This is a genomic window from Bacillus sp. JFL15 (genome assembly GCF_001184225.1).
GTDB lineage: Bacteria > Bacillota > Bacilli > Bacillales > Bacillaceae > Bacillus > Bacillus siamensis.
This window is the reverse complement of the sequence record NZ_KQ236689.1, coordinates 1,326,563-1,350,295: the sequence shown is the minus strand read 5'-3', so window position 1 is coordinate 1,350,295 and position 23,733 is coordinate 1,326,563. Positions and strand designations below refer to the sequence as shown.

The window sequence follows — 23,733 nt, the reverse complement described above, 5'->3', positions numbered from 1 at the left end:
TCATGGATGCACAAACCGCAGCTCAACACTTGAGTAAAGTGCGGGAGCAATGCCCGCTCGTTCACAGTATCACCAATAACGTCGTCACGAACTTCACCGCTAACGGTCTGCTCGCGCTCGGCGCATCGCCCGTTATGGCTTATGCAATTGAGGAGGCCGCCGACATGGCGAAAATCGCCGGAGCGCTCGTCCTGAATATAGGCACCCTCAGTTCGGCATCGGTTGAAGCTATGATCGCCGCAGGAAAATCAGCCAACGAAAACGGCGTTCCGGTCATTTTTGATCCGGTAGGCGCCGGCGCCACGCCGTTTCGGACGGCATCAGCCCGCAAAATCATACAGGAGGTCCGCTTGTCCGTCATTCGCGGAAATGCCGCGGAAATCGCCAATATTGCCGGCGTATCCGATTGGAAGATAAGAGGCGTGGATGCTGGGGAAGGCGGAGGAGATACGCTTCAGCTCGCTAAGACGGCTGCAAGCGGGCTGAAAACGGTCATTGCGATTACCGGAAAAACTGACATCATCTCTGACGGCACCGACACATACGCCGTTCATAACGGTGATAAACTGCTGACGAAGGTGACGGGGGCGGGATGCCTGCTGACGTCTGTAATCGGAGCGTTCTGCGCAGCGGGCCAGGATGTTCTGCAAGCGGCGGTTTCAGCCGTTTCTGTATACGGAAGCGCCGCTCAGCTTGCCGCTTTGGACACGTCTCACAAGGGCCCGGGCAGCTTCCAGATCGAGCTTTTAAACAAGCTGGCAAGCATTTCAGAACAAGAAGCGGCCGAGCTTGCTGCAATTGAAAGGATGACAGAAAAATGACGCGTATTTCTCGGGAAATGATGAAGGATATGTTATCGGTTTATTTTATTATGGGATCAAATAATACTGACGCAGACCCCGTGTCTGTGGTGAAAAAAGCCATAGAGGGCGGCGCTACGCTTTTTCAATTTCGGGAAAAGGGGACCGGTTCTTTAACAGGGGAGGAACGTGTCCAGTTTGCAAAGCAGGTGCAGGATGTCTGCAGACAGGCCGGCATTCCTTTCATCATTAATGATGATGTTGAATTGGCCTTGCGCCTTAAGGCGGACGGAGTGCATATCGGCCAGGATGATGCAGACGCTGCAGAAACGAGAGCGGCAATCGGTGAAATGATTCTCGGTGTATCAGCACATAATGTCTCCGAGGTGAAGCGGGCGGAAGCTGCCGGAGCCGATTACGTCGGAATGGGCCCGGTCTATCCAACCGAAACGAAAAAAGATGCTGAAGCTGTGCAGGGCGTTACATTAATTGAAGAGGTGCGGCGTCAGGGCATCACCATTCCGATTGTGGGAATCGGCGGCATTACGGCGGCCAATGCGGCGCCCGTCATTAAAGCAGGAGCAGACGGCGTCAGCATGATCAGCGCTATCAGCCAATCCGATGATCCAAAAGAGGCGGCGCGCAGATTTTTTGAAGAAATTCAGCGTTCCAAAGCAAAAAGCTGACATGTTTCTGTCAGGAGGGCTGTCCGGGGAGGACGGCCCTTTTTTTGTATGCGCAACTTTTTATTGACAAAGGCCGAGATCGGACTATGATTATGATATATAATGATAATCATTTTCAACTACAGGAGGTGCATGATGGCACGGAAGCTTGCTTTCATGTTATTCAGCCTGCTCGTCATAGCCAGTTCTTCTGCCGTGGCGAAAGGCGCTGATCCCATCGCTTCACTTATCAGCCTGAATCAGCAAATGATTCAATCTGCAAAGGACGGAAACCTGCAATCCGCCGAAAAAACATTTTCACAATTCAAAACAGTATGGAAAAAGGAAGAACCTGCTATTAAAAAAGAAAATCTATCTTCCTATTCAAAAATGAACTCCAATATCGCAATGATTTCACTTTCTTTGCTTAATAAAGACACCAAAAAGGTACAGGCGGAGCTTACTGAGCTTGGGTCCCATTTAGAAACCTACCGGCAGGCCGTCACATTAAAAGGTGCAGCCGGAGGGAGCTCAAGGCTTACACTCTCAGCCTATATTGAAAGCTTAAAAGAGACGAAACAGCTGATCAAAAGCAGCCAAACTGCTGAAGCCCAAGCAAAAATCGATCAGCTTGTCACGAATTGGCTGGCTGTCGAAGGAGACGTCGTGTCCCAATCCAAAACGGCCTACACAACCTCAGAAGAGAATCTGGCGCTCATGAAAGCGGAAGCCGAAAATCGCCCGGATCAGGCCGTTAAACATATTGACGAAATGATTCAGCTCCTTGAGCCGATTGCGTCAAGCAGCTACAGCTGGCTGGACGCCGCTCTTATCCCGATAAGGGAGGGAATGGAGGCGCTTCTTGTGATCGGCGCGCTGTTGACGATGACGAAAAAAGCCCGGGTCATCCGTTCATCCGCTTGGATCTGGGGCGGAGCGTCACTCGGCATGCTCGTCTCTCTCGGGGCGGGAGTCGGCGTCACCCTGCTGTTTTCCTCAAACATTTTCGGAGAAAACAATTTTCTGCTCGGCGGCGTGACCGGCATTCTGTCTGCCGTGATGCTCCTGTTTGTCGGCGTCTGGCTCCACCGCAACGCTTCAATGGATAAATGGCGGGAAAAAATCAACACACAAAAATCGCAGGCGCTTAAAAAAGGAAGTCTGCTGTCCTTCGCACTGATCGCCTTTTTGGCAGTCGTCAGAGAAGGGCTTGAAACGGTAATCTTTTTTATCGGCCTCGTCGGCAAGCTGCCGCTTACCGAATTAATAGGAGGAACCGCAGCGGGATTGCTGATCCTTGCGGCAGCGGGTTTTCTCATGATTAAGCTCGGAATGCGGATTCCGTTAAAGCCGTTCTTTCTGCTGTCCATGGCCGTCGTTTTGTATATGTGCGTGAAATTTCTCGGTACGGGCATCCACAGCTTGCAGCTGGCGGATATTCTCCCGTCTGACGCTGAAAGCTGGCTTCCGTCGGTATCGTTTCTCGGCATCTATCCGTCGGTTTTCAGCACCATTCCGCAGCTGTTCATCATTGGCTTTTTAGCCGCAGCACTCATCATGGAAGCCGTAAAATTAAAATCGAATAGAAGGGAAGTTGCAAAATGAAACAGATCCGGAAAGCGGCTTTATCAGCCGGCTTACTCCTCGCTCTGTGCTCGGGCTGCGGCGCTCAGCAGTCAGCGTCTGACAAAGGAGCCGAAAAAACCAGTGTTAACCAGGACATCAAAACATCAGTGGACAAAATGGAGGATATTCTGACCAAACTGAATGAATCCGTTAAAAAACAAGACCGGAAAGGCATTCAGCAAAAAGGAAAAGAACTGAACAGCTACTGGCTCTCATTTGAAAATAAAATCCGCGGAGATTATCCGTTTGAATACACGGATATCGAAAAGCACCTGCAGCCGATTTATACAGAAGCACAAAAAGATAAGCCTGATACAGAGAAGATTAAATCGGAATCTATATCGCTGACAGCCTCGCTGGAGGAGCTGACGGGCGCTGGAAAAAGCAGCAAAAAGGCCAGTGACCAGCTCAAGAAAGCGGCGGGTGACTATAAAACATATGTCAAAGAACAGAGCGATCAGCTTGTAAAATCGACCGAAGCGTTCACAGACGCCGTCAAGGCGGGTGACATCGATCAAGCGAAACAACTTTACCCGAAGGCGCGCGTCTATTATGAGCGAATTGAACCGATTGCCGAAAGCCTCGGCACGCTTGATCCGAAAATCGATGCCAGAGAAAATGATGTGGAAGAAGGCGGCAAATGGACGGGCTTCCACAAGCTTGAAAAAGCGCTCTGGAAGGACAATCAGATTTCTGGCGAAAAAGAAACGGCCTCCGTCCTGTTAAAGGATGTGAAGAAGCTTGACGGTTCTATCGATTCTCTCAAACTGACACCTGAACAAATCGTCGCTGGCGCCATGGAGCTTCTGAATGAAGCGGGCATCTCAAAAATCACGGGTGAAGAAGAACGTTACTCCCGCATTGATTTAACAGATCTGGCCGCCAACGTCGAAGGCTCAAAAGCCGTCTATGAAACAGTGAAAAGCGCACTTGTGAAAGATCATTCCGGCGTCACGGAAAAACTTGATACGGAATTCAGCGAATTTGAAGTTTTGATGTCGAAATACAAAACAGGCGATCATTCGTATACGCCTTATGATAAATTAAGTAAAGATCAAATCAGAGAGATAAGCACGAAGCTGACGGCCCTTTCTGAAACCATGTCGAAGATTGCCGATGTGCTTTAAAAGGAGTTATGACACAGCATGAGCGATGAACAAAACAAGGAAAAACAGATCCACAGACGGGATGTCCTGAAGTGGGGCGCCGTAGCGGGCGCCGCCGTCGCTGTGGGAGCGAGCGGCCTCGGAGGACTCGCTCCGCTCTTCAAACCGGCGGCCACCGCTTCAAAGAAGAGTGAAGGAAAAAGTGATAATGATCAAATCGTTCCTTTTTACGGGAAGCACCAAGCGGGAATCACAACGGCGCATCAGACGTATGTGTATTTTGCGGCGCTTGATGTCAAGTCAAGCGACAAAGCTGATGTCATCTCCCTCTTCAGAAATTGGACCAGTCTGACGCAGCTGCTGACCTCAGGCGCCGCTTTGTCAGGCGAGCAAAAAAATAAATATATGCCTCCGCAGGATACCGGGGAGTCGCAGGATCTGGCACCGGCGAATTTAACCGTTACCTTCGGCTTCGGCGCCGGATTTTTTGAAAAAGACGGGAAGGACCGCTTTGGGCTGAAGGATAAAAAACCGAAGCACCTCGCTGACATTCCGCCGATGCCTAACGACAAGCTCGATCAGAAACAAGGCGGCGGTGATATCGTCATTCAGGTCTGTGCGGATAATGAACAAACGGCGTTCCACGCGGTGCGCAATCTGATTAAACAGGCTGTCGGCGTGTGTGAAGTCCGTTTTCTCAATAAAGGTTTCTTAAGCGGCGGGAAAAACGGCGAAACCCCGCGCAATCTTTTCGGATTCAAAGACGGCACCGGCAACCAAAGCACAAAGGATGAAAATCTGATGAATTCAATCGTTTGGGTTCAATCAGGGGAGCCGGACTGGATGACGGGCGGCACGTACATGGCGTTTAGGAAAATTAAAATGTTTTTAGAAATATGGGACCGTTCATCCTTGAAGGAACAAGAGGACACGTTTGGGCGAGTGAAAAGCTCGGGCGCTCCTTTCGGACAAAAAAAGGAGACTGATCCCGTCAAGCTGAATCAAATTCCCGCCGACTCTCATGTCAGCGTGGCGAAATCAACCGGCAGACAGATTCTGCGGCGGGCGTTTTCTTATACGGACGGAATCGACCCGAAGACGGGCTATGTTGACGCAGGCCTGCTGTTTATCAGCTTTCAAAAAGACCCGGACCGCCAATTTGTCCCGATGCTGAAAGCTTTGGCAGCAAAGGATGCGCTGAATGAATACACACAAACGATCGGCTCTTCTTTATTCGCCTGTCCCGGAGGCTGTAAAAAAGGAGAATATATCGCCCAGAAGCTGCTGGAATCGTGACACCTTCCATATGGAGGGTGTTTTAAAAAAACACTTGTAACAATTTTTGTTACAACGTAAAATAAAAAGGAAAGGAGACATACAATGACACTGAAGATTAAAGTATATACTGATTATGTATGTCCGTTTTGCTTTGTCGGCAAAGCGGCGTTTGAAGAAGCAATCAAGGACAAGGACGTGCAGGTGGAATGGATGCCGTTTGAATTGCGTCCGAGTCCCTCACCGAAACTTGATCCGGTAAATGATCCCGCAAAGCGGCAGATGTGGAAAAATTCAATTGAACCGATGGCGCAGTCTTTAGGCGTTGAGATGACATTTCCCCGCGTATCACCGCATCCCTACACGGATTTGGCGTTTGAAGGTTTTCATTTTGCGAAGGAATATGGGAAAGAAAGCGAATACCATACACGCATTTTTCAGGCATTCTTTCAGGAAGAACAAAATATCGGTGACATAGACGTGCTGACAAAGCTCGCGGAAGAATCCGGACTTGACGGCGTCGCGTTCAAAGAGGCGCTTGAGACAAGAGCGTACAGGGACATGCAGCGGGAAGCGCTCCGCCATGCCTATGAGGAAGCCGGAATTACGGCAGTGCCGACGTTTATCATCGGCGATGAAAGAATCCCGGGCGTTGCGGGAAAGGAAACTTTTGAACAAATTATTGAACGGGAATTGAATAAACGTTAATCCGTAAAAAGCCCTCTTTGCATCAGCAAGAGGGCTTTCCTATATAGTGTTTGACAAATATTTGTCTGTCCGCTTCATACGCCGCGGCGTCAAAGGAGTCACCGCAAAAATGAAGGCACCAAGGGTCTTTCTGGCAGGCGACGCCGACTTGATAGCCGTGTTTTTGAAATTCGAGCGACTGTGATGTGTCATAAAAATGAAAGCCCCGAAACAAATCCTCCCGCCACTCCACGTCATATTGAGAGGCCATTAACAATCCGTCAATGGCGTCAGCGGGCATAAACAGTCCGTCTTCATCACCGTTCTCGAATTCAAGCGGATGGTAAGCATTCCCGCGGTATTCAATCACTTTCCCAATCCGCTGCCCGCTTTCCCGCCAAATGCCGTTCGGCGGAAGCGTTTTGCAGCCCGCGACACCGAGAAGACCGAGCTCACGGTGAGATTGAAAGATATGAAGCATGTCTCGCAGGAAATGCTGATGAATGATAAATGTATCCCGATGCAGATAAATTTTATATTTTGGAAGGGTGTTTCAGCGCTTTGTTGTAGGAGGAGGCCATGCTTTCTGAATCGTATATCGGCATGATATCAACGGAATGTGAGAGGGGAACGGTAAGCTTCAGAATATGGTTTTTGCATCGGGAGTAGAGCGACTCGTCATTCACACAAATGACAAACAGAAATGAATGTGCATCCATTACATGCTCCTCTCGGCCTCAATCACGTATTGATAGGCCGATGCTTCTGTCAGAAAATCATGTCTTATGCCAAGCTGTACGCATACTTCGTGCAATGAGGCGATGGCCCGGTGATAAGAGGGATGATCAACGCGGATCGCCTCAATGCGTTTCACCTCATAGCCTGCCGCTTTAAATAATAAAAGAGTTTCTTCTCGGGTAAAAAAACGCAGGTGGGTCTGATCCATTAACCCGGCGTCCCTGTAAGTCCATTTGCCGGCTAAAAGCTCCAGCACCACTGAGATGTGACCGACATTCGGTATGCATGCAAGCACCGTGCCGTCTTTTTTTACATACGGGCGAAGCTTTTTCAGCACTGACCACGGGTCGACAAGATGCTCCAGAACGTCTCCGAACAGCATACAATCGAATTGTTCTGATTCGTACGGAAGAATGGTGGATTCAATGTCGCCGCAAAGCACATGGCTCAATTTACTTTCCGCCTTTTTTGCTGCTTCAGGAGACGCTTCAATGCCGTAAACCGTTATTCCGCGGTCTTCAATCGCCGCGCCTAAATTGCCCGTGCCGCAGCCGACATCGAGCACTGTCCGCCAGTTTTTGTCTATTTTGTTTAATAAATAAGGATTCAGGCCTTCGTAGTAGCTCTGTTGTTTTTCATCATAATAGGGATTCGTATCCATCCGTGTATCACCTCATAAATGGGCATAATACACAAGATATGCAGCGGGGGGATCTCATATCACCATGTTTGGCTGGTTCAGGTAGCGGAATGGGGCGGGAATGGTTGTCCGTTCACGGTTTTGTACTCTGATTCCCCTCTTAAGATGGCAGTGTTCCTTTGAAAACTCGGGTGAAAGGATCCGCCTGTAAATCTTACTGCTGGCGGATGGTGTTTTTCATTGGTGTTTTTTTCTTCACCGCTTTTTCAGTATTTAAGAATCGCCTTACATCGTCAATGTGCAAACCCATGATTCTAGCCTCTTGAATTAACAATTGCCAATCTTGATCTATATTCTTCATTACATGAGTTTTCATAAGAACCTCCAATTGAAAAAAATGATTTGCCCAGCTACAGCAGCCAATGTGTAACAAATATCACACATAGTTGGCCGGTAATCCCAAATTGAAGATGAATTCACCTACCTATTCCCTAAAAAAATGACTGAAATAACCAAAATCCTTCAAGAATTCTTACGTATAATAATAAACAAATAAATACTGACTGGATAGTATGTAAATAAAAATAAATCATATGACCTATTAACATTTACCCTTTGATCGTCGACTAGCATATTCTTTTTGTATAAAAAATACCGCAAAAGAATGATTCGGTGTAAGATAAAGTGAATGATCAAACAGCTGGGGTAAAAAATGAAAAAAAACAAATTTCAAATTAAGAGAGAAGAAACATTTGAAAGTTTTATTGACGCAGGCCTTCATCTCCTGATTGACAGAGCTTACGATTCAGTCTCAATCGATGACATCAGTAAAGCGGCGGGGTTCAGCAAAGGCGCGTTTTACGTTCATTTTGAAAGCAAGGAAGATTTTCTGAAGCATTTGTTAGACAGGCGTCAGATTAAAAAAAGGATCATCACGGGCTATCTCGACGAATTAGAAAAGCAAACAGCGCGGCCGTTGACGCTTTGTGAAGCCGCGGCAAGCGCAGCAAGCCTGTTGATGCGGTTTGTAAACAGCAAGCCTGCCTGGAATGTGGTGTCTTTTGCCGTTCATATGCCTACTTACAAAGTCGTCAGTGAATATGAGGCGTATATCCGCCTGTATAAGTTATGGATAGAAGAAAGCACCATGTACATAAATTGGCTCAAATCGAGAAATTTAATAGAAGACCATATAGATACCGAGCATACCGCTAACATGATGTGCGCGCTCATCGACGGGATGATTAAGCAATCCAATGTGCTGGGAAGGCCGGTTACTTTCCGCAGCATGTTTGACGCGTTCTATGTTTTTGTCAGCGGCAGAAAATCAGGGTAACGTTCTTCTTGATTTGACAAAAGGTTTAGAAAAGTTTTTCAGAAAGCGAGGAACTGCCATGCGTTACAGAGAAATTATGATGTATATCATTATGGGTGTGTTCACGACGATCGTGAACATCGTCAGTTTTTACATTCTGACAGCGGTATTTGAGATGGATTACAAGGCGGCGACCGTCGCCGCTTGGGTTCTGTCCGTTCTATTTGCATATGTCACGAATAAACTGTATGTATTTCAGCAAAAAACCGCGGGGATGCGGAGTCTGATGAAAGAATTGACTGCCTTTTTCAGCGTGCGGGTTTTGTCTCTCGGCATAGATCTCGCGATGATGATTCTTTTGGTCAGTCAATTTCACATGAACGAAACGTTGGCGAAAATCGCCGATAACGTCATCATCGTAGTCGTCAACTATGCTGCCAGCAAGTGGATTGTTTTCAGAAAAGCGAAAGAAGGGGGCGTGTCATAACGGTTTCTTTCCGCGCCCGGGGGGAAAGAGTAACGGTGAAAGGGGATGCGTATGAAACACAAAATAAAGAAAGCGTTTGCGGATGTATTCGGAGAATCGGAAGGCCTGCGTCTTTTCTTTGCGCCCGGCAGAGTGAATCTCATCGGGGAGCACACAGATTATAACGGGGGCTGTGTCTTTCCGTGCGCGCTGACGATCGGTACATATGCAGCTGTCAGAGAAAGAGGGGACAGGCTCGTCAGAATGTACTCTCACAGTTTTAAGGAAGCAGGCATAAAAGAATGCAGTCTCGATGATATCCGCTATCAGAAAGAGGACGGGTGGGCCAATTATCCGAAAGGGGTCATGGCGGAATGCCTTCGCAGCGGTTTTTCCCTTCCGCACGGCTTCGATATTGTATTCTGGGGAAATATCCCGAACGGCGCAGGCCTGTCATCATCAGCTTCTATTGAACTTGTCACGGCGGTCATTCTCAAGGAATGTCATGAGCTTGATGCGGATATGCCCGATTTGGTGAAACTGGCTCAAGCGGCGGAAAATTCCTTTATCGGCGTCAGCTGCGGCATTATGGATCAATTCGCCGTCGGGATGGGAAAGAAACATCATGCGATCCTGCTGAATTGCGGAACGCTCGCCTTTGAATATATTAGACTCGGGATGTCGGGACTGTCGATCGTGATTGCGAATACCAATAAAAAACGGACGCTTGCAGACTCAGGCTATAATACGAGGCTCAAGGAGTGCCGGGAAGCGCTTTATGATCTGCAGAAGCACCTTTCCATTCAGTCGCTGGGGGAGCTGTCTCCCTCCGCTTTTGATTCGCATGCGGAGCTGATTCAGAATGAAGTGAACAGACGCCGGGCGAAACACGCCGTCTATGAAAATCACCGCACCAAAAAGGCAGCCGGCATGTTCAGTAACAATCAGCTTCATCATATCGGTGAATTAATGAGGGATTCGCATCTCTCGTTACGCGATGATTACGAGGTGACAAGTTTTGAGCTGGACACACTGGCTGAAGCGGCCTGGCGCCACGAGGGGGTTGTCGGGTCAAGGATGACGGGAGCCGGTTTCGGAGGCTGTACGGTCAGTATCGTCAAGGATGATGCGGTTTCAGATTTTATTGAAACGGCAGGAGCCTGCTATGAGGAACAGACCGGGGGAAAGGCCGATTTTTATACGGCGGACATCGGAGCCGGAGCGAGAGAACTAAGGGGGGATGACGATGGCGATTGAGCGGCATGTGGAACGTTTAATCCGGTACGGACTGCAAAAAGAGCTGATTTCCTTTCTTGATATTGAATATACAAGAAACCGTTTATATGAAACTTTGCATATCACCCATCCGGCACCATCAGTACGGACGGAAAATGAATCGGAGGCATCTCTGCCGGACATATTGGCCCCGATTTACGAATGGGCGGCAGCAACAGGCCGGATTGCAGCCGATACAGACACATATCGCGATCTGCTGATTGCGAAGATCATGGGATGCTTTGCCCCGCAGCCGTCTGAGATTGTCCGGCGCTTTGAAGAAACAAAGGCGGTGCACGGGCCGGAGCAGGCGACAAAGGCATTTTACCGATTTTCAGAGGATGTGTATTATATCCGTTCGGACAGAATTCAGCGGAATATCGGGTGGACGGCTGAGACAGCTTACGGAAAGCTGGATATCACGATCAACCTTTCAAAACCTGAAAAAGATCCGAAAGCAATTGCCGCTGCCAAAGAGCAGCCTCAATCCGAGTATCCGAGATGTGTTCTCTGTAAAGAAAACGTCGGGTACGAAGGGAGGCCGGATCACCCCGCTCGTCAAAACCTTCGCGTCATTCCGGTGATTCTCGGCGAGGAGCAGTGGTTTCTGCAATTTTCTCCGTATGTGTATTACCGGGAGCATTGCATCGTATTGAAAGACCGGCACGAACCGATGAAGATCAGCAAAAAAACGTTTGACAGGCTGCTGGCGTTCGTCAGCCAGTACCCTCATTATTTTCTCGGTTCCAATGCTGATTTGCCGATTGTCGGAGGCAGTATTTTAAGCCACGATCATTTTCAGGGCGGCGATCATGAATTTCCCATGGCGCAGGCGGAGACAGAAAGCCGTTACAGGCTGCCTGATTATCCGAAGACGAAGATGGGCATTGTGAAGTGGCCGATGTCGGTCATCCGTCTGCAAAGCGAGAGCGCATCTGAGCTATCTGACGCGGCGGACACCATCCTGCGGGCATGGCGCGGCTATACCGATGAAGCGGCGGATATCCTCGCTTATTCAGGAGAAACACCGCACAATACAATTACGCCGATAGCCCGGCGGAGAAACGGTTTATTCGAATTAGATCTCGTCCTCAGAAATAACCGCACCTCTGATGAACATCCGCTGGGAATTTTTCATCCCCATCAGGAAGTTCATCATCTGAAAAAAGAAAATATCGGACTGATTGAGGTGATGGGGCTGGCGATTCTGCCGGGGCGTCTTGAACAAGAGTTGAAACGCACCGCTGAAGCGCTGTGCTCACCGGACCCGGATGCGGCCTTAACGGCCGATCCTTTTGCGGCCAAGCATAAAGATTGGGCGCTCGGCGTGCTGCATAAGCGGAAGGTAACGGAAGAAAACGCGGAACAGATTCTAAAAGAAGAAATCGGCCATGTCTTTGCGCGGATATTGGAGCATGCCGGCGTCTTTAAACAGACAGAAGAAGGCAGAGCGGCTTTCCGGCGGTTTATCGGCCATTTGCACGCTCTGCCTGAAAAAAGCCTCATCCCTTAAGGGACGAGGCTTTTTTTTATCCTCTGCTTCTGGCGATCAGACTGAATAAGAATACCACGATCGCCGCTCCGATGATTGCCGGAATGATGGCAAAGCCGGCAAGGTGCGGGCCCCATGTGCCGAGCAGGCCGTGCCCGATCCATGCGCCGATCAGACCTGCGATCATTGACCCGATAATCCCCCCGGGCATACTTCCTTTTACAAATAAACTTCCGATCCAGCCGATAATAATGGCAACAATCAGAGATACGATAAAACTCATAAATATCACTTCCTATTTTTTATTATTTATGCCTATATGATTCCTTCGTTTTGTCTATATTAAACATAGGAATGTGTTTTTTATAATGAACATATCAAGGCGCGTTCCGGTCTTTTTTTTCCCTATGCGTTGCGTTAAAATGGTAACCGTGTGAAAAGGTGAGAGCAAAGGGAAAAATATTTTCTTTATGGAATGGTTAACAAAATGAAACTTTTTGTTGACCCGCGTTTTTTATTGTGGTAAACCTTTATTTGGTATTATTCATTCTCACTATCTTTTTTCTCTATATATGCTAAATGATCTAAAACTTTTTATGTTTGATTTACGCAAGTGAAAAAAGTTCATGCATTTTTTGACGATTTTGTGACATTAGGGCGAAAAAAAGATGAACTTTAGAAAAAAATAAAGCTAATAAGGGCAGATTTTGATAGCATAACAAGGTAGATAGAGAAAAGATTTTGAGAAAGTACATTTCAGATTCACTACATCAATAGGAAGGATGGTGATCTTCTTGTTCAGAGCATTTAAACCGTTACTTTTATTAGCGATGTTGGCTGTTGTTTTCGTACTGGGCGGATGCAGCGACATTTCCGTGTTAGATCCGAAAGGACCTGTAGCAGACCAGCAAAAAGATCTGATTCTCTTGTCAATCGGATTTATGCTGTTCATTGTCGGCGTCGTATTCGTACTATTTACAATCATTTTAGTGAAATACCGCGACCGCAAAGGCAAAGACAGCGGAAATTACAAGCCTGAGATGCACGGCAACACGTTCTTAGAAGTAGTCTGGACAGTGATCCCAATTTTAATTGTCATTGCACTTTCTGTGCCTACCGTACAGACGATATATTCGTTAGAAAAAGCGCCTGAAGCGACTAAGGATAAAGAACCGCTTGTCGTTTATGCTACTTCGGTAGACTGGAAATGGGTATTCAGCTACCCTGAGCAGGATATTGAGACGGTAAATTACCTGAACATTCCTGTAGACCGTCCGGTATTATTTAAAATTTCTTCAGCAGATTCAATGGCGTCGCTATGGATTCCTCAGCTTGGGGGACAAAAATACGCGATGGCGGGAATGCTGATGGATCAATACTTACAGGCTGACAAAGTGGGAACGTATGAAGGCCGCAACGCGAACTTCACCGGCGAACACTTTGCCGACCAGAAATTCAACGTAAAAGCCGTTACGCAAAAAGACTTTAACAGCTGGGTGAAAAAGGCCCAGAGCAATTCTCCAAAGCTGACGAAAGAGAAGTATGACGAACTGATGCTTCCGGAGAATGTCGGTAAATTAACGTTCTCTTCTACACACTTAAAATACGTTGACCACGGCCAAGATGCCGAATATGCGATGGAGGCGCGCAAACGCCTTGGCTACAAAGCCGTATCACCGCACTCTAAAACAGATCCGTGGGAAAATGTAAAGAAAAACGAATTTAAAGTATCCGACGATAAACAAGATTGAAATTGAACAAGAAAGGAGGAAGCCCGAATGAAATTGAGATGGGATGAATTTTTTGTAACAGGTGACCCATTAATTCTGGGCGCACAAGTTTCCATTGCGCTTTCCACTATTGCTATCATCGTTGTACTCACATACTTCAAAAAGTGGAAATGGCTCTGGTCTGAATGGCTTACGTCCGTAGACCATAAGAAACTTGGAATCATGTACATTATCTCTGCTGTTATCATGCTGTTCCGCGGCGGGGTAGACGGCTTGATGATGCGTGCCCAGTTAGCGCTTCCTAATAACAATTTTTTAGACTCAAACCACTATAATGAGATCTTTACGACTCACGGTACGATCATGATTATCTTCATGGCGATGCCGTTTTTAATCGGTCTGATCAACGTTGTCGTACCTTTGCAGATCGGTGCGCGCGACGTAGCATTCCCGTACTTGAACAATCTGAGTTTCTGGACGTTCTTCGTAGGTGCGATGCTATTCAATATTTCTTTCGTTATCGGGGGTTCTCCGAACGCAGGCTGGACGAGTTACATGCCGCTGGCAAGCAACGACATGAGCCCTGGGCCTGGTGAGAACTTCTACCTGCTCGGTCTTCAGATTGCCGGTATCGGTACGCTGATGACGGGTATCAACTTTATGGTGACAATCCTGAAAATGCGTACGAAAGGCATGACGCTGATGCGTATGCCGATGTTCACATGGACGACGCTGATTACAATGGTTATTATCGTATTCGCCTTCCCTGTTCTGACAGTGGCATTGGCGCTCTTATCATTTGACCGTTTGTTCGGCGCTCACTTCTTCACGCTGGAAGCCGGCGGTATGCCGATGCTTTGGGCTAACTTATTCTGGATTTGGGGACACCCTGAAGTTTATATCGTTATCTTACCGGCATTCGGTATTTTCTCTGAAATTATTTCAGCTTTTGCAAGAAAGCAGTTATTCGGTTACAAAGCGATGGTCGGCTCTATTATCGCCATTTCCGTCCTGAGTTTCCTTGTATGGACTCACCACTTCTTCACAATGGGGAACAGTGCGTCTGTTAACTCTTTCTTCTCGATTACAACGATGGCGATTTCGGTTCCGACCGGGGTTAAAATCTTTAACTGGCTCTTTACGATGTATAAAGGCCGAATCAGTTTTACAACACCGATGCTGTGGGCGCTTGCGTTCATCCCGAACTTCGTTGTCGGCGGGGTAACAGGGGTTATGCTCGCGATGGCTGCAGCGGATTATCAATACCATAATACGTACTTCCTTGTATCTCACTTCCACTATGTGCTGATCGCGGGTACGGTATTTGCGTGTTTCGCAGGATTTATTTTCTGGTATCCGAAAATGTTCGGCCACAAGCTGAACGAAAGAATCGGAAAATGGTTCTTCTGGATCTTTATGATCGGATTTAATGTATGTTTCTTCCCTCAATACTTCTTGGGGCTGCAAGGTATGCCTCGCCGTATTTACACTTACGGACCGAATGACGGATGGACTACATTAAACTTTATTTCAACTGTCGGAGCCTTCATGATGGGTGTCGGATTCTTAATCCTTTGCTACAACATCTACTACAGCTTCCGCTACTCTACTCGCGAGATCAGCGGAGATTCATGGGGCGTGGGACGTACGCTTGAGTGGGCGACTTCATCTGCGATTCCGCCGCACTACAACTTTGCGGTGCTTCCTGAAGTGAAATCTCAAGATGCGTACCTGCAATTGAAAGAAGACAAAACGGATATTCATCCGGAAAGCAAATTCAAAAAAATCCATATGCCGCACAACTCCGGCAGACCGCTTATTATGTCAGTCGCGTTCGGTTTTGCAGGCTTCGGACTTGTATTTGAATGGTTCTGGATGGGCATTGTCGGCTTGATCGGCATTCTGCTTTGCATGGTGCTTCGTTCATTTGAATATGACAACGGCTACTATATACCTGTTGAGGAAATAAAAGAGACGGAAAGAAAGATTTCCGAATAAAGGAGGCGTGATTTATGGAACATGCAGAACACGGCAATTCTAACGCGCCTATGGAATATCAATCTGAAACCGGCAGACTCAATATTCTCGGGTTTTGGATCTTTTTAGGGGCAGAGATTGTGTTGTTCTCAACACTATTTGCAACCTTCTTCGTTCTTCAAAGAAGAACAGCAGGAGGGGTCTTACCGGCTGAATTATTTGAAGTGAAGCTTGTCATGATCATGACATTCCTGCTTCTGATCAGCAGTTTCACCTGCGGGATCGCTGTTCATGAAATGCGTCGCGGAAGTTTAAAAGGCGTCGTCATTTGGACGATCATTACGCTTCTTCTCGGCGCGGGCTTCGTCGGATGTGAGCTTAACGAGTTCATCCACTATGTACATGAAGGAGCATCTCTCGGTACAAGTGCTTTCTGGTCTGGATTCTTCGTCCTTCTGGGAACGCACGGAACGCACGTAACGATCGGTATCTTCTGGATTGCCGGCATCTTACTGCAATTGAAGAAACGCGGATTAACGCCGCAGACGTCTTCAAAAATCTTTATCTCAAGTTTATATTGGCACTTCTTAGACGTTGTTTGGATTTTCATCTTTACAGGCGTCTATCTCATCGGATTGGGGGGACTATAATATGGCAAACAAATCTGCTGAACACAGCCACTTTCCGTGGAAGCATATCGTAGGTTTTGCGTTGTCTATTATTCTGACCCTGCTGGCCCTTTGGGTTGCGGTATATACAGATTTAAGCTCATCAGCAAAACTTTGGATCATTTTCGGATTCGCATTTATTCAAGCCGGCCTGCAGCTACTCATGTTCATGCACATGACAGAAAGCGAAAACGGCGGAATCCAAGTCGGAAACACGCTCTTCGGATTTTTCGGAGCGATTGTCATCATCCTTGGTTCCATCTGGATCTTTGCGGCGCACTACCAACACGGTGACCATATGGATGGAAACCCTCCAGGCGGTGCGAAACAACATTCCGAACATCAGGAATAAAAAGAAACCCTCTTCGTTCAGGCGAAGAGGGTTTTTTGTGCCTTTATCGGCTTCTTCTCCGGCGCAGGTGCGGAAGACCGTAAATGATAAAGGCGGCGATATGGGCAACGATGACGTTGACGGCAAACAGGATGATCATGAGTGTGTGGCCGAGAGGGGATAGACTGCTGGTTGCGTAAAAGTAGAAGAAAACCCACATTAAAATGATTGGCGGTATGGCCGAGAGGGCCACTTTTTTGTTATCCAGCCAGATAAAGAGGGGTGTTGCGCTTGCGACCAGTAAATAAGCAAAAAACATGTCCATCTTACATGTCTCCTTTCATTTTATGGCAACGTTTCCAAAATGAAATACAGAGAATAAAATGTGTCTGTTTTGTGGTCGTTTTTTGAACATTTTGTTACAATTATTATACCATGTTTTCCAATTTTTGATACCGCTTTTTCGAGAAATGTATTGCAACTATTGCCTCATTTTTGGATAGGTACAAGAAACCGGAAAGGTCAAATACCCTGTCACATTTCCGTACAAGGGAATGGCGCAGGCTGTGAACCTTTGCTATGGTCAAAGAAAATATGCACAGCAAGGGTGGTTGAAGTGCACGTAAGGAAAGAAGATGTAACAGCGCCGGATGTCATTGCGCTTTTGCAGGCGCATCTGAAGAGCATGACCCTGCATTCTCCCCCGGAGAGTATACACGCGCTCAATGCGGATCGCCTGCGCCAGCCTGACGTGACGTTTTGGAGTGCGAGGGAAGACGACGGCGTCCTGCTCGGTTGCGGAGCCTTAAAGGAGCTGAACAGCCGGCACGGTGAGGTGAAATCAATGAAAACCTCTCCGCAGCATGTCAGAAAAGGCGCGGCCAAACGAATCCTTCACCATATAATTGAAGAAGCAAAGCGAAGAGGCTATCAGCGGATCAGCTTGGAAACCGGTTCTATGGATGCTTTTCTCCCCGCCAGACGCCTGTATGAAAAAGCCGGGTTTCAATATTGTGGACCGTTTGCGGACTACAATGAGGATCCGAACAGTTTGTTTATGACTTTAAACATGAGATGAAACCCCCTTTTCTGACGAGAAGGGGGTTTTTTATCGGAAAAGTTTCACCATGACCGAAACATTTCCTTTTCTGACACGTCATATGTCGTGTAGTCCCCAAACCGTAAAAAGAAACAACCTCATCATGTTTTCTTGAACGGTGTTCATGTATAATAAACAATAGTGACTTCCGATGAAAATGTAAGGCGGGATAGAATGAGTCGATATAAGAAACAGCAAAATCCCTATTATCAGGGGGATTTGATTTTTATATTTAGTGTGTTTTTAATAATTAGTGTTGCGGCGATTTATGCGGCCGGACAGTTCGGGCAGTATGGAAGTGATGCCTGGATGAGACAGATCGTCTTTTATGTCATCGGAGCCGGTCTCATGGTCGGTATTATGTATTTTGATTTAGAGCAGCTTGAAAAACTGAGCCTGTACGTATTAATTGCCGGCGTGCTGTCACTGCTTCTTTTGCGTGTCGCACCGGAATCCATCGCCCCGATTAAGAACGGGGCAAAAAGCTGGTTTAAAATCGGAAGCTTTACCCTCCAGCCCTCTGAGTTTACGAAAATAGGAATTATGATGATGGTCGCGTCCATTATATCGAAGGCAAGCCCGAAAGATCAAAGATCACTTCGGGAAGATGTGAATCTGCTTTTGAAAATTGCGGCATGGACAGTGATTCCGATCGGACTGATCGTTTTGCAGGATGCCGGAACGGGAGCGATCTGTCTGTTTATCGTTATGGTGATGGTGTTTATGTCGGGTGTGAACTGGAAGCTGATCACCATTATCGGCGGATCAGCCGCCCTTGTTATCGCCCTTTTCTTAGCGCTCGTAATTGAATTTCCCCATGTGGCGAATTCAATCGGCATTGCGGACTATCAAATTAACCGGATTACATCGTGGATGTCTGATTCAAGCGCGGCTACGACACAGGCAGAGAGTGACAAAAGCTGGCAGGTGGATCAGGCCGTTATGGCGATCGGGTCGGGCGGCATTACCGGAAACGGCGTTCATAATCTGAAAGTGTACGTGCCTGAAGGACAGACCGACTTTATCTTTGCGATTTTGGGTGAAAGTTTTGGGTTTTTAGGCTGTGCCATTGCGGTTGTCATGTTTTTCTTTTTAATTTACAGGCTTGTGGTGCTGATTGACCGTCTGCATGCCTTTAACCGATTTGGCGCGTTCTTTTGCGTAGGATTTACTGCACTTATCGTGATTCACACCTTCCAGAACATCGGGATGAATATCGGCATTATGCCGGTTACCGGAATTCCGCTTCTGTTTGTCAGCTATGGAGGGAGCTCGGTGCTATCTACATTGATCAGCTTCGGGATTGTATATAACGCAAGTGTGCAGCTGACGAAATATAAAAGTTATTTGTTCAATTCATAATGTCAGACGGCTCGTTTTTCGGGCTGTCTTTTTTTTGTTCAGAGCATTTTGCTTTTGACATGATTCTCTTTGGGATATGATATATAGAGAAGGAGGCTTTTATATGAACAATACCATCGAAACTATACTTAATCATCGGTCGATCCGATCATTTACTGACGAGCTGCTGACAGCAGAAGAGATAGATACATTAGTGAAAAGCGCCCAGGCGGCGTCAACATCCAGTTACGTGCAGGCTTACTCCATCATCGGCGTAACCGATCCGGAGAAAAAGCAAAAGCTGGCGGCGCTGGCCGGAAATCAGCCTTACGTCGAGAATAACGGGCACTTGTTTGTGTTTTGCGCTGATTTGTACCGTCATAAAAAACTTGCTGAAGAAAAAGGCGAAAACATTACTGAGCTTCTTGAGAATACGGAAATGTTTATGGTCAGCGTCATTGATGCCGCACTTGCCGCACAAAACGTAAGTGTTGCCGCAGAATCAATGGGCCTTGGCATTTGTTACATCGGAGGCATTCGGAATGAACTTGATCAGGTGACGGAAGTGCTCGGTACACCTGACCATGTGCTGCCGCTGTTCGGTCTGGTAGTCGGCCACCCGGCTCATCCGTCAGGTCAAAAGCCGCGTTTGCCGAAACAAGCCGTATATCATGAAAACACGTACGATACGAATGAAGAAAACTTCCGCAGTTATATGAAGGAATATGATGAAACCATCTCCGATTATTATGATAAACGGACAAACGGCAAGCGGGTTGAAACATGGTCTGATCAAATTCTGCAGTTCATGAAACAAAAACCGAGAACGTATTTAAATCAATATGTAAAAGATAAAGGCTTTCAAAAAAATTAAGAAAAAACCTCTCCTGACGGGAGAGGTTTTTTTATGTTTCACGTGTAACATATTTCGACAAAATGGAACAAGGTATATAAATGTTTAGCATCAGGGATGCTTATAAGCATACAGAAAGAAAAAACGGCCCAGCAGTGGTACGATGTTGAGGAGGTGACAGTGATGATTTCATTAAGTATATTAGACCAATCTCCTGTATCAGAAGGGAGTACTGCAGAGAGTGCGCTGCGGGATACAGTGAGGCTCGCGCAGGAGGCGGAGAAACTCGGATATAAGAGGTTTTGGGTGTCAGAGCATCATTTTTCAGAGCGGTTGGCGGGTTCAAGCCCTGAAGTGCTGATCAGTCATATTGCGGCGAAAACGAACAGAATCCGTGTAGGCTCGGGCGGTGTCATGCTTCCGCATTACAGCGCATATAAGGTGGCGGAGAATTTCCGCGTGCTTGAAGGTTTGACGCCGGACAGAATCGATCTCGGATTGGGACGGGCGCCGGGCGGAATGCCGATCGCGTCATGGGCGCTGAATGACGGCGGGAAGCGGAATGCTGATCAATACCCGCAGCAGATTCGTGAGCTGGCGATGTATTTGCATGATGCTGCCGACGAAAATCACCGTTTTCCGAATCTGACCGCATCACCACTCATTAAGACGGCGCCGGAAGTCTGGCTTCTCGGTTCTTCGGGGGAAAGCGCGCTTCTGAGCGCAGAAACGGGAGCGGGCTATATGTTTGCCCATTTTATTAATGGAGAAGGCGGAGAAAGCACGACGGCACAATATAAGCGCCGATTTAAACCTTCTGTATTAGGAAAAGAACCAAAAACGGCCGTGGCGGTATTTGTACTGTGCGCGGACACTGAAGAGAAAGCGGAGGAACTCGCGGCCGTCATGGATTATACGCTTCTTGCGGGTGAACAGGGGATTCCGCTTCACGGCGTACCGTCTTACGAAACCGTCCGCGGCAATACGTATACACCGTATGAACAAAGACGAATTGCCGATAATCGGAATCGAATGATCATCGGAACAAAGCAGCAAGTGAAAGAACAGATTCTGGCTCTCAGTAAAGCATACGGAACGGAAGAAGTGATGGCTGTGACCATTACTCATCATTTTGAAGATAAACTTCAGTCGTACCGGCTGCTTCGCGAAGCCTTTGCCGAATGACAGAAAGAAACCCTGCTGATGCTTCAGCAGGGTTGTTTGGTTATTCAATGATAAAAGGTTTTTCAGTCAGCACCTGGCTTGATTTCCCTTTGTTCGCGGCATAGGCCAGCATGTAATATTCTCCTGCCGGCAGTGCGGTGTCACCGTTGACTTTGCCGTTCCAGTTGAAATATTGATAGCCTTTATCCTGCTTTTTGTAGATGCCGGCTTGGCCGACAAAGTCAAGATTGCTGTCATATACAAGGAAGGCAAGCTCTTCGGCTCCCGCCGGAAGATAGGTTTCAATTTGGTAGGTTCCCTGTGTTGTGCCGTCCTGCACGTCGATTGACGTCACGCGCGGATAGTCCGGCTCTTTTACAATCAGCAGCGTCGGCACTTTTGCGACTGTTTTTCCGCCTTCACGCACTGTGACTGTTCCCTCATAGGTGCCTGCCTTTACTTTTTTGGCATTGACCTTTACCTTCGCATTGAACTTTCCGGTTTGATGAGCGGGGATCACGGCCCGGTCTGTGCCCGAAACAGTAATGCCTGTGCCGTTGAAAGAGTACTCGAGCTGATATGATTTTCTGATGGACGATTGGTTTTCAATCGTAAAGGTTTCTTTTTTCGTTTCATTGCCTTTGTCTTTCATAAACGTTCCGTAAGAATAACTTCCCGGGGCGACAAGGGAGTCTGCTTTAATTGCCTTCATGATTCTGATGCTTCCGGCACCTTGCGCATTATGCGGGTATACATCACCGTCGGCATCTGTTAAGGTGTCGGCCGTATTCATGAGAGCGGCTTTTATTTGTTCCGGACTCCATTTCGGTTTGGCCTGTTTGATGACGGCAGCTGCGCCGGCTACGTGCGGGGAGGCCATGCTCGTTCCCTGCTTCGATCCGTAGCCGTACGGGTTGGCCGGATCATGCGTCGGAATGGTGCTTACGATGTTTACGCCGGGAGCCGAGACATCCGGTTTAATCATCCATGTGTCCATAACAGGACCGCGAGACGAGAAGTCTGCCATTTGTTCAGTAAGCGATTTAGCCACTGATAAATGGAATGTCGCTTTTGTGCTGCCCGCTTTTAATTGGCTGACGAGCTTTTCGCCGTCTTCTGATGACAGCTTTATGGTCGGCACGGACATGCCCGGTACGTTAGCTTCAATTTCTCCCGGGGCATTGTTATACACAACCATACCGATCGCGCCCGCTTTTTTGGCGTTGTCGGCTTTATCCACAAAGGCGATGCTGCCCCGTTTGACGACTGCGACTTTTCCTTTCAGATCTTTGCCTTCAAAATCCTTTTGCTCGCCGATACCCGCTTCTATGAGCTCTGTTTCTTTTTTATTCAGTGCTTTTATGTCATCTTCTTTGTTATAGCCCATCACTTTCGCTGAGGAATAAGAACCGAAGGAGACGGCGTATTCATTCAGCGGCAGCTGTGTCGCTCCGACGGAGATGGCTTCTCTGGACGTTCCCGGAGAGCCGACGGTCCAATTGTTCGGCCCGCTGTTTCCGTTTGATGTAACGGCCGTGACGCCTTCTGACATCGCCCAGTCAAGCGCCGTGCTTGTCGCCCAGTCCGGGTTATTCACAGAATTGCCGAGCGAGAGGTTCATGACATTCGCTCCGTCCTGTACGGCGCGTTCGATACCGGCAATGACGTTCTCAGTTGTTCCGCTTCCGCCGGGACCGAGCACACGATAGGCAAGGAGCGTTGCATCGGGCGCGACGCCTTTAATCGTTCCGTTTGCGGCTACTGTGCCCGCGACGTGAGTTCCGTGGTCAGTCGCCGCGCCTCTCGGATCACCGGACGGCGTTTCTTCAGGATCGTAATCGTTATCCACAAAATCATATCCTTTATATTGTCCGAAATTTTTCTTTAAGTCAGGGTGTTTATATTCGACGCCCGTATCGATAATGGCAACTTTGACGCCTTTACCCGTATAGCCGAGCTTCCACGCGTCATTTGCCCCGATATAAGGCGCACTGTCATCCATCTGCGGAGACACGGCATCCTTAGCAAGGGTGATGTCTTTATCTTTCAGCTGATCGGTATGATAGGTGACATTCGGATAAACCGCTTTGACATCCTGATCACTCAGCAGTTTCGGGATTTCATTGGCCGGGAGTTTCATGGAGAAACCGGAAAACACTTGCTCATATTCCCTGTTGATCTTTCCGTGTTTAATGGTTTTGAGCGCTTTGTTTTTTACTTTTGCGCGTTCGCTTTTCAGCTTGCTTTTTGATTGTGTTTTACCGAGTTCCTTTGCCTCCGCCAGTGACTTTTCCTTCAGCTCTACAATGACCGTCGTTTGTTTGCCGGTGGTCATATCAATGTCACCGAACACCTCTGCCTTCTCAAGATCAGGTGCTTGAGATTTTGAAGCCGGCGCCGCCTGTGAACTTGTGGATAAGGTAAAGGATAAGACAAAAGCCGGAAGAAGATAACGGATGATTCCTTTTTTCAATCGTGTTTCCCC

Annotated in this window: 23 protein-coding genes and 1 pseudogene; 18 read left to right on the top strand and 6 right to left on the bottom strand. The window is 47.6% G+C overall.

Annotation, left to right across the window (positions count from 1 at the left end):
* Window positions 1–2: 2 nt before the first annotated feature.
* The 6 genes from thiM (at window position 3) to AD710_RS06785 (ending at window position 6,180) form a co-directional block, all read left to right on the top strand.
* A complete protein-coding gene (gene thiM / locus AD710_RS06810) occupies window positions 3–821 on the top strand; it encodes a hydroxyethylthiazole kinase (protein WP_049627624.1) in 819 nt (272 codons plus the stop codon).
* On the top strand, window positions 818–1,486 hold the full coding sequence (gene thiE / locus AD710_RS06805) for a thiamine phosphate synthase (protein ID WP_049627623.1): 669 nt from the start codon (window positions 818–820) through the stop codon (window positions 1,484–1,486). The genes thiM and thiE overlap by 4 nt, the downstream gene beginning before the upstream one ends.
* A 135-nt stretch (window positions 1,487–1,621) precedes the next feature.
* Window positions 1,622–3,070: an FTR1 family protein gene (locus tag AD710_RS06800; RefSeq protein WP_049627622.1), complete on the top strand. Its 1,449-nt coding sequence runs from the start codon at window positions 1,622–1,624 to the stop codon at window positions 3,068–3,070.
* Window positions 3,067–4,218 (top strand): iron uptake system protein EfeO, encoded by a 1,152-nt coding sequence (gene efeO / locus AD710_RS06795; RefSeq protein WP_049627621.1) that lies wholly within the window; start codon window positions 3,067–3,069, stop codon window positions 4,216–4,218. Before AD710_RS06800 ends, efeO begins: the two co-directional genes overlap by 4 nt.
* 18 nt (window positions 4,219–4,236) lie before the next feature.
* The gene (gene efeB / locus AD710_RS06790) at window positions 4,237–5,493 is read left to right on the top strand and encodes an iron uptake transporter deferrochelatase/peroxidase subunit (RefSeq protein ID WP_047475941.1); all 1,257 of its coding nucleotides are present in this window, start codon (window positions 4,237–4,239) and stop codon (window positions 5,491–5,493) included.
* Between the two features lie 84 nt (window positions 5,494–5,577).
* Window positions 5,578–6,180 (top strand): DsbA family oxidoreductase, encoded by a 603-nt coding sequence (locus AD710_RS06785; protein ID WP_049627620.1) that lies wholly within the window; start codon window positions 5,578–5,580, stop codon window positions 6,178–6,180.
* 22 nt (window positions 6,181–6,202) lie between these two features.
* Here AD710_RS06785 and AD710_RS06780 read toward each other — a convergent pair.
* The 3 genes and pseudogenes from AD710_RS06780 to AD710_RS06770 form a co-directional block, all read right to left on the bottom strand.
* A pseudogene (locus AD710_RS06780) lies at window positions 6,203–6,878 on the bottom strand (glycosyltransferase family protein).
* On the bottom strand, window positions 6,878–7,558 hold the full coding sequence (locus tag AD710_RS06775; RefSeq protein WP_049627619.1) for a class I SAM-dependent methyltransferase: 681 nt from the start codon (window positions 7,556–7,558) through the stop codon (window positions 6,878–6,880). The pseudogene AD710_RS06780 and the gene AD710_RS06775 overlap by 1 nt, the downstream one beginning before the upstream one ends.
* A gap of 193 nt (window positions 7,559–7,751) precedes the next feature.
* Window positions 7,752–7,913 carry an anti-repressor SinI family protein gene (locus tag AD710_RS06770; RefSeq protein WP_016937514.1) on the bottom strand — a complete coding sequence of 54 codons (162 nt, stop codon included), beginning with the start codon at window positions 7,911–7,913 and terminating at the stop codon, window positions 7,752–7,754.
* A 336-nt stretch (window positions 7,914–8,249) separates the two neighbouring features.
* On the opposite strand from AD710_RS06770, the gene AD710_RS06765 reads away from it, so the two are divergent.
* The 4 genes from AD710_RS06765 (at window position 8,250) to galT (ending at window position 12,106) form a co-directional block, all read left to right on the top strand.
* Window positions 8,250–8,873, top strand: a complete 624-nt coding sequence (locus AD710_RS06765; RefSeq protein ID WP_049627618.1) for a TetR/AcrR family transcriptional regulator — start codon at window positions 8,250–8,252, stop codon at window positions 8,871–8,873.
* 79 nt (window positions 8,874–8,952) lie between these two features.
* Window positions 8,953–9,339 carry a GtrA family protein gene (locus AD710_RS06760; RefSeq protein WP_032864817.1) on the top strand — a complete coding sequence of 129 codons (387 nt, stop codon included), beginning with the start codon at window positions 8,953–8,955 and terminating at the stop codon, window positions 9,337–9,339.
* A gap of 51 nt (window positions 9,340–9,390) precedes the next feature.
* A complete protein-coding gene (locus AD710_RS06755; RefSeq protein WP_049627617.1) occupies window positions 9,391–10,575 on the top strand; it encodes a galactokinase in 1,185 nt (394 codons plus the stop codon).
* Window positions 10,565–12,106, top strand: a complete 1,542-nt coding sequence (galT, locus tag AD710_RS06750) for a UDP-glucose--hexose-1-phosphate uridylyltransferase (RefSeq protein WP_049627616.1) — start codon at window positions 10,565–10,567, stop codon at window positions 12,104–12,106. Before AD710_RS06755 ends, galT begins: the two co-directional genes overlap by 11 nt.
* Before the next feature lie 16 nt (window positions 12,107–12,122).
* On the opposite strand, the gene AD710_RS06745 is transcribed toward galT, so the two are convergent.
* Window positions 12,123–12,368 (bottom strand): GlsB/YeaQ/YmgE family stress response membrane protein, encoded by a 246-nt coding sequence (locus AD710_RS06745; RefSeq protein WP_014419187.1) that lies wholly within the window; start codon window positions 12,366–12,368, stop codon window positions 12,123–12,125.
* A 502-nt stretch (window positions 12,369–12,870) separates the two neighbouring features.
* Between AD710_RS06745 and qoxA the strand changes: the two genes are divergently transcribed.
* From qoxA to qoxD, 4 genes are read left to right on the top strand one after another with little or no spacing between them, the layout of a single operon-like run.
* On the top strand, window positions 12,871–13,836 hold the full coding sequence (qoxA, locus tag AD710_RS06740; protein WP_095241275.1) for a cytochrome aa3 quinol oxidase subunit II: 966 nt from the start codon (window positions 12,871–12,873) through the stop codon (window positions 13,834–13,836).
* A gap of 27 nt (window positions 13,837–13,863) precedes the next feature.
* On the top strand, window positions 13,864–15,813 hold the full coding sequence (gene qoxB, locus AD710_RS06735) for a cytochrome aa3 quinol oxidase subunit I (RefSeq protein WP_016937520.1): 1,950 nt from the start codon (window positions 13,864–13,866) through the stop codon (window positions 15,811–15,813).
* Window positions 15,814–15,827: 14 nt separating this feature from the next.
* Window positions 15,828–16,442 (top strand): cytochrome aa3 quinol oxidase subunit III, encoded by a 615-nt coding sequence (gene qoxC, locus AD710_RS06730; RefSeq protein WP_003150930.1) that lies wholly within the window; start codon window positions 15,828–15,830, stop codon window positions 16,440–16,442.
* Between the two features lies 1 nt (window position 16,443).
* Window positions 16,444–16,812 (top strand): cytochrome aa3 quinol oxidase subunit IV, encoded by a 369-nt coding sequence (gene qoxD, locus AD710_RS06725; protein WP_045925758.1) that lies wholly within the window; start codon window positions 16,444–16,446, stop codon window positions 16,810–16,812.
* 43 nt (window positions 16,813–16,855) lie between these two features.
* On the opposite strand, the gene ywcE is transcribed toward qoxD, so the two are convergent.
* Entirely contained in the window at window positions 16,856–17,116 is a 261-nt protein-coding gene (gene ywcE, locus AD710_RS06720; protein WP_016937522.1) for a spore morphogenesis/germination protein YwcE, read from the bottom strand.
* 291 nt (window positions 17,117–17,407) lie between these two features.
* Between ywcE and AD710_RS06715 the strand changes: the two genes are divergently transcribed.
* From AD710_RS06715 to AD710_RS06700, 4 genes are all read left to right on the top strand, one after another.
* The gene (locus AD710_RS06715) at window positions 17,408–17,869 is read left to right on the top strand and encodes a GNAT family N-acetyltransferase (protein ID WP_045925759.1); all 462 of its coding nucleotides are present in this window, start codon (window positions 17,408–17,410) and stop codon (window positions 17,867–17,869) included.
* 195 nt (window positions 17,870–18,064) lie between these two features.
* Entirely contained in the window at window positions 18,065–19,252 is a 1,188-nt protein-coding gene (locus AD710_RS06710; protein WP_049627615.1) for an FtsW/RodA/SpoVE family cell cycle protein, read from the top strand.
* 103 nt (window positions 19,253–19,355) lie between these two features.
* Window positions 19,356–20,105 (top strand): oxygen-insensitive NADPH nitroreductase, encoded by a 750-nt coding sequence (gene nfsA / locus AD710_RS06705; RefSeq protein ID WP_047475928.1) that lies wholly within the window; start codon window positions 19,356–19,358, stop codon window positions 20,103–20,105.
* A 162-nt stretch (window positions 20,106–20,267) separates the two neighbouring features.
* Window positions 20,268–21,269, top strand: a complete 1,002-nt coding sequence (locus tag AD710_RS06700) for an LLM class flavin-dependent oxidoreductase (RefSeq protein WP_049627614.1) — start codon at window positions 20,268–20,270, stop codon at window positions 21,267–21,269.
* Between the two features lie 40 nt (window positions 21,270–21,309).
* On the opposite strand, the gene AD710_RS06695 is transcribed toward AD710_RS06700, so the two are convergent.
* On the bottom strand, window positions 21,310–23,721 hold the full coding sequence (locus tag AD710_RS06695) for a S8 family peptidase (protein WP_049627613.1): 2,412 nt from the start codon (window positions 23,719–23,721) through the stop codon (window positions 21,310–21,312).
* Between the last annotated feature and the right edge of the window lie 12 nt (window positions 23,722–23,733).

Bases quoted from the DNA above. Each gene is read 5' to 3' on its own strand.
- AD710_RS06710 (WP_049627615.1), top strand. From the start codon at position 18,065: ATGAGTCGATATAAGAAACAGCAAAATCCCTATTATCAGGGGGATTTG.
- qoxC (WP_003150930.1), top strand. From the start codon at position 15,828: ATGGAACATGCAGAACACGGCAATTCTAACGCGCCTATGGAATATCAA.
- qoxD (WP_045925758.1), top strand. From the start codon at position 16,444: ATGGCAAACAAATCTGCTGAACACAGCCACTTTCCGTGGAAGCATATC.
- AD710_RS06765 (WP_049627618.1), top strand. From the start codon at position 8,250: ATGAAAAAAAACAAATTTCAAATTAAGAGAGAAGAAACATTTGAAAGT.
- galT (WP_049627616.1), top strand. From the start codon at position 10,565: ATGGCGATTGAGCGGCATGTGGAACGTTTAATCCGGTACGGACTGCAA.
- AD710_RS06770 (WP_016937514.1), bottom strand. From the start codon at position 7,913: ATGAAAACTCATGTAATGAAGAATATAGATCAAGATTGGCAATTGTTA.
- qoxB (WP_016937520.1), top strand. From the start codon at position 13,864: ATGAAATTGAGATGGGATGAATTTTTTGTAACAGGTGACCCATTAATT.
- efeO (WP_049627621.1), top strand. From the start codon at position 3,067: ATGAAACAGATCCGGAAAGCGGCTTTATCAGCCGGCTTACTCCTCGCT.
- AD710_RS06745 (WP_014419187.1), bottom strand. From the start codon at position 12,368: ATGAGTTTTATCGTATCTCTGATTGTTGCCATTATTATCGGCTGGATC.
- AD710_RS06760 (WP_032864817.1), top strand. From the start codon at position 8,953: ATGTATATCATTATGGGTGTGTTCACGACGATCGTGAACATCGTCAGT.
- AD710_RS06755 (WP_049627617.1), top strand. From the start codon at position 9,391: ATGAAACACAAAATAAAGAAAGCGTTTGCGGATGTATTCGGAGAATCG.
- ywcE (WP_016937522.1), bottom strand. From the start codon at position 17,116: ATGGACATGTTTTTTGCTTATTTACTGGTCGCAAGCGCAACACCCCTC.
- nfsA (WP_047475928.1), top strand. From the start codon at position 19,356: ATGAACAATACCATCGAAACTATACTTAATCATCGGTCGATCCGATCA.
- AD710_RS06700 (WP_049627614.1), top strand. From the start codon at position 20,268: ATGATTTCATTAAGTATATTAGACCAATCTCCTGTATCAGAAGGGAGT.
- efeB (WP_047475941.1), top strand. From the start codon at position 4,237: ATGAGCGATGAACAAAACAAGGAAAAACAGATCCACAGACGGGATGTC.
- AD710_RS06775 (WP_049627619.1), bottom strand. From the start codon at position 7,558: ATGGATACGAATCCCTATTATGATGAAAAACAACAGAGCTACTACGAA.
- thiE (WP_049627623.1), top strand. From the start codon at position 818: ATGACGCGTATTTCTCGGGAAATGATGAAGGATATGTTATCGGTTTAT.
- AD710_RS06800 (WP_049627622.1), top strand. From the start codon at position 1,622: ATGGCACGGAAGCTTGCTTTCATGTTATTCAGCCTGCTCGTCATAGCC.
- AD710_RS06785 (WP_049627620.1), top strand. From the start codon at position 5,578: ATGACACTGAAGATTAAAGTATATACTGATTATGTATGTCCGTTTTGC.
- thiM (WP_049627624.1), top strand. From the start codon at position 3: ATGGATGCACAAACCGCAGCTCAACACTTGAGTAAAGTGCGGGAGCAA.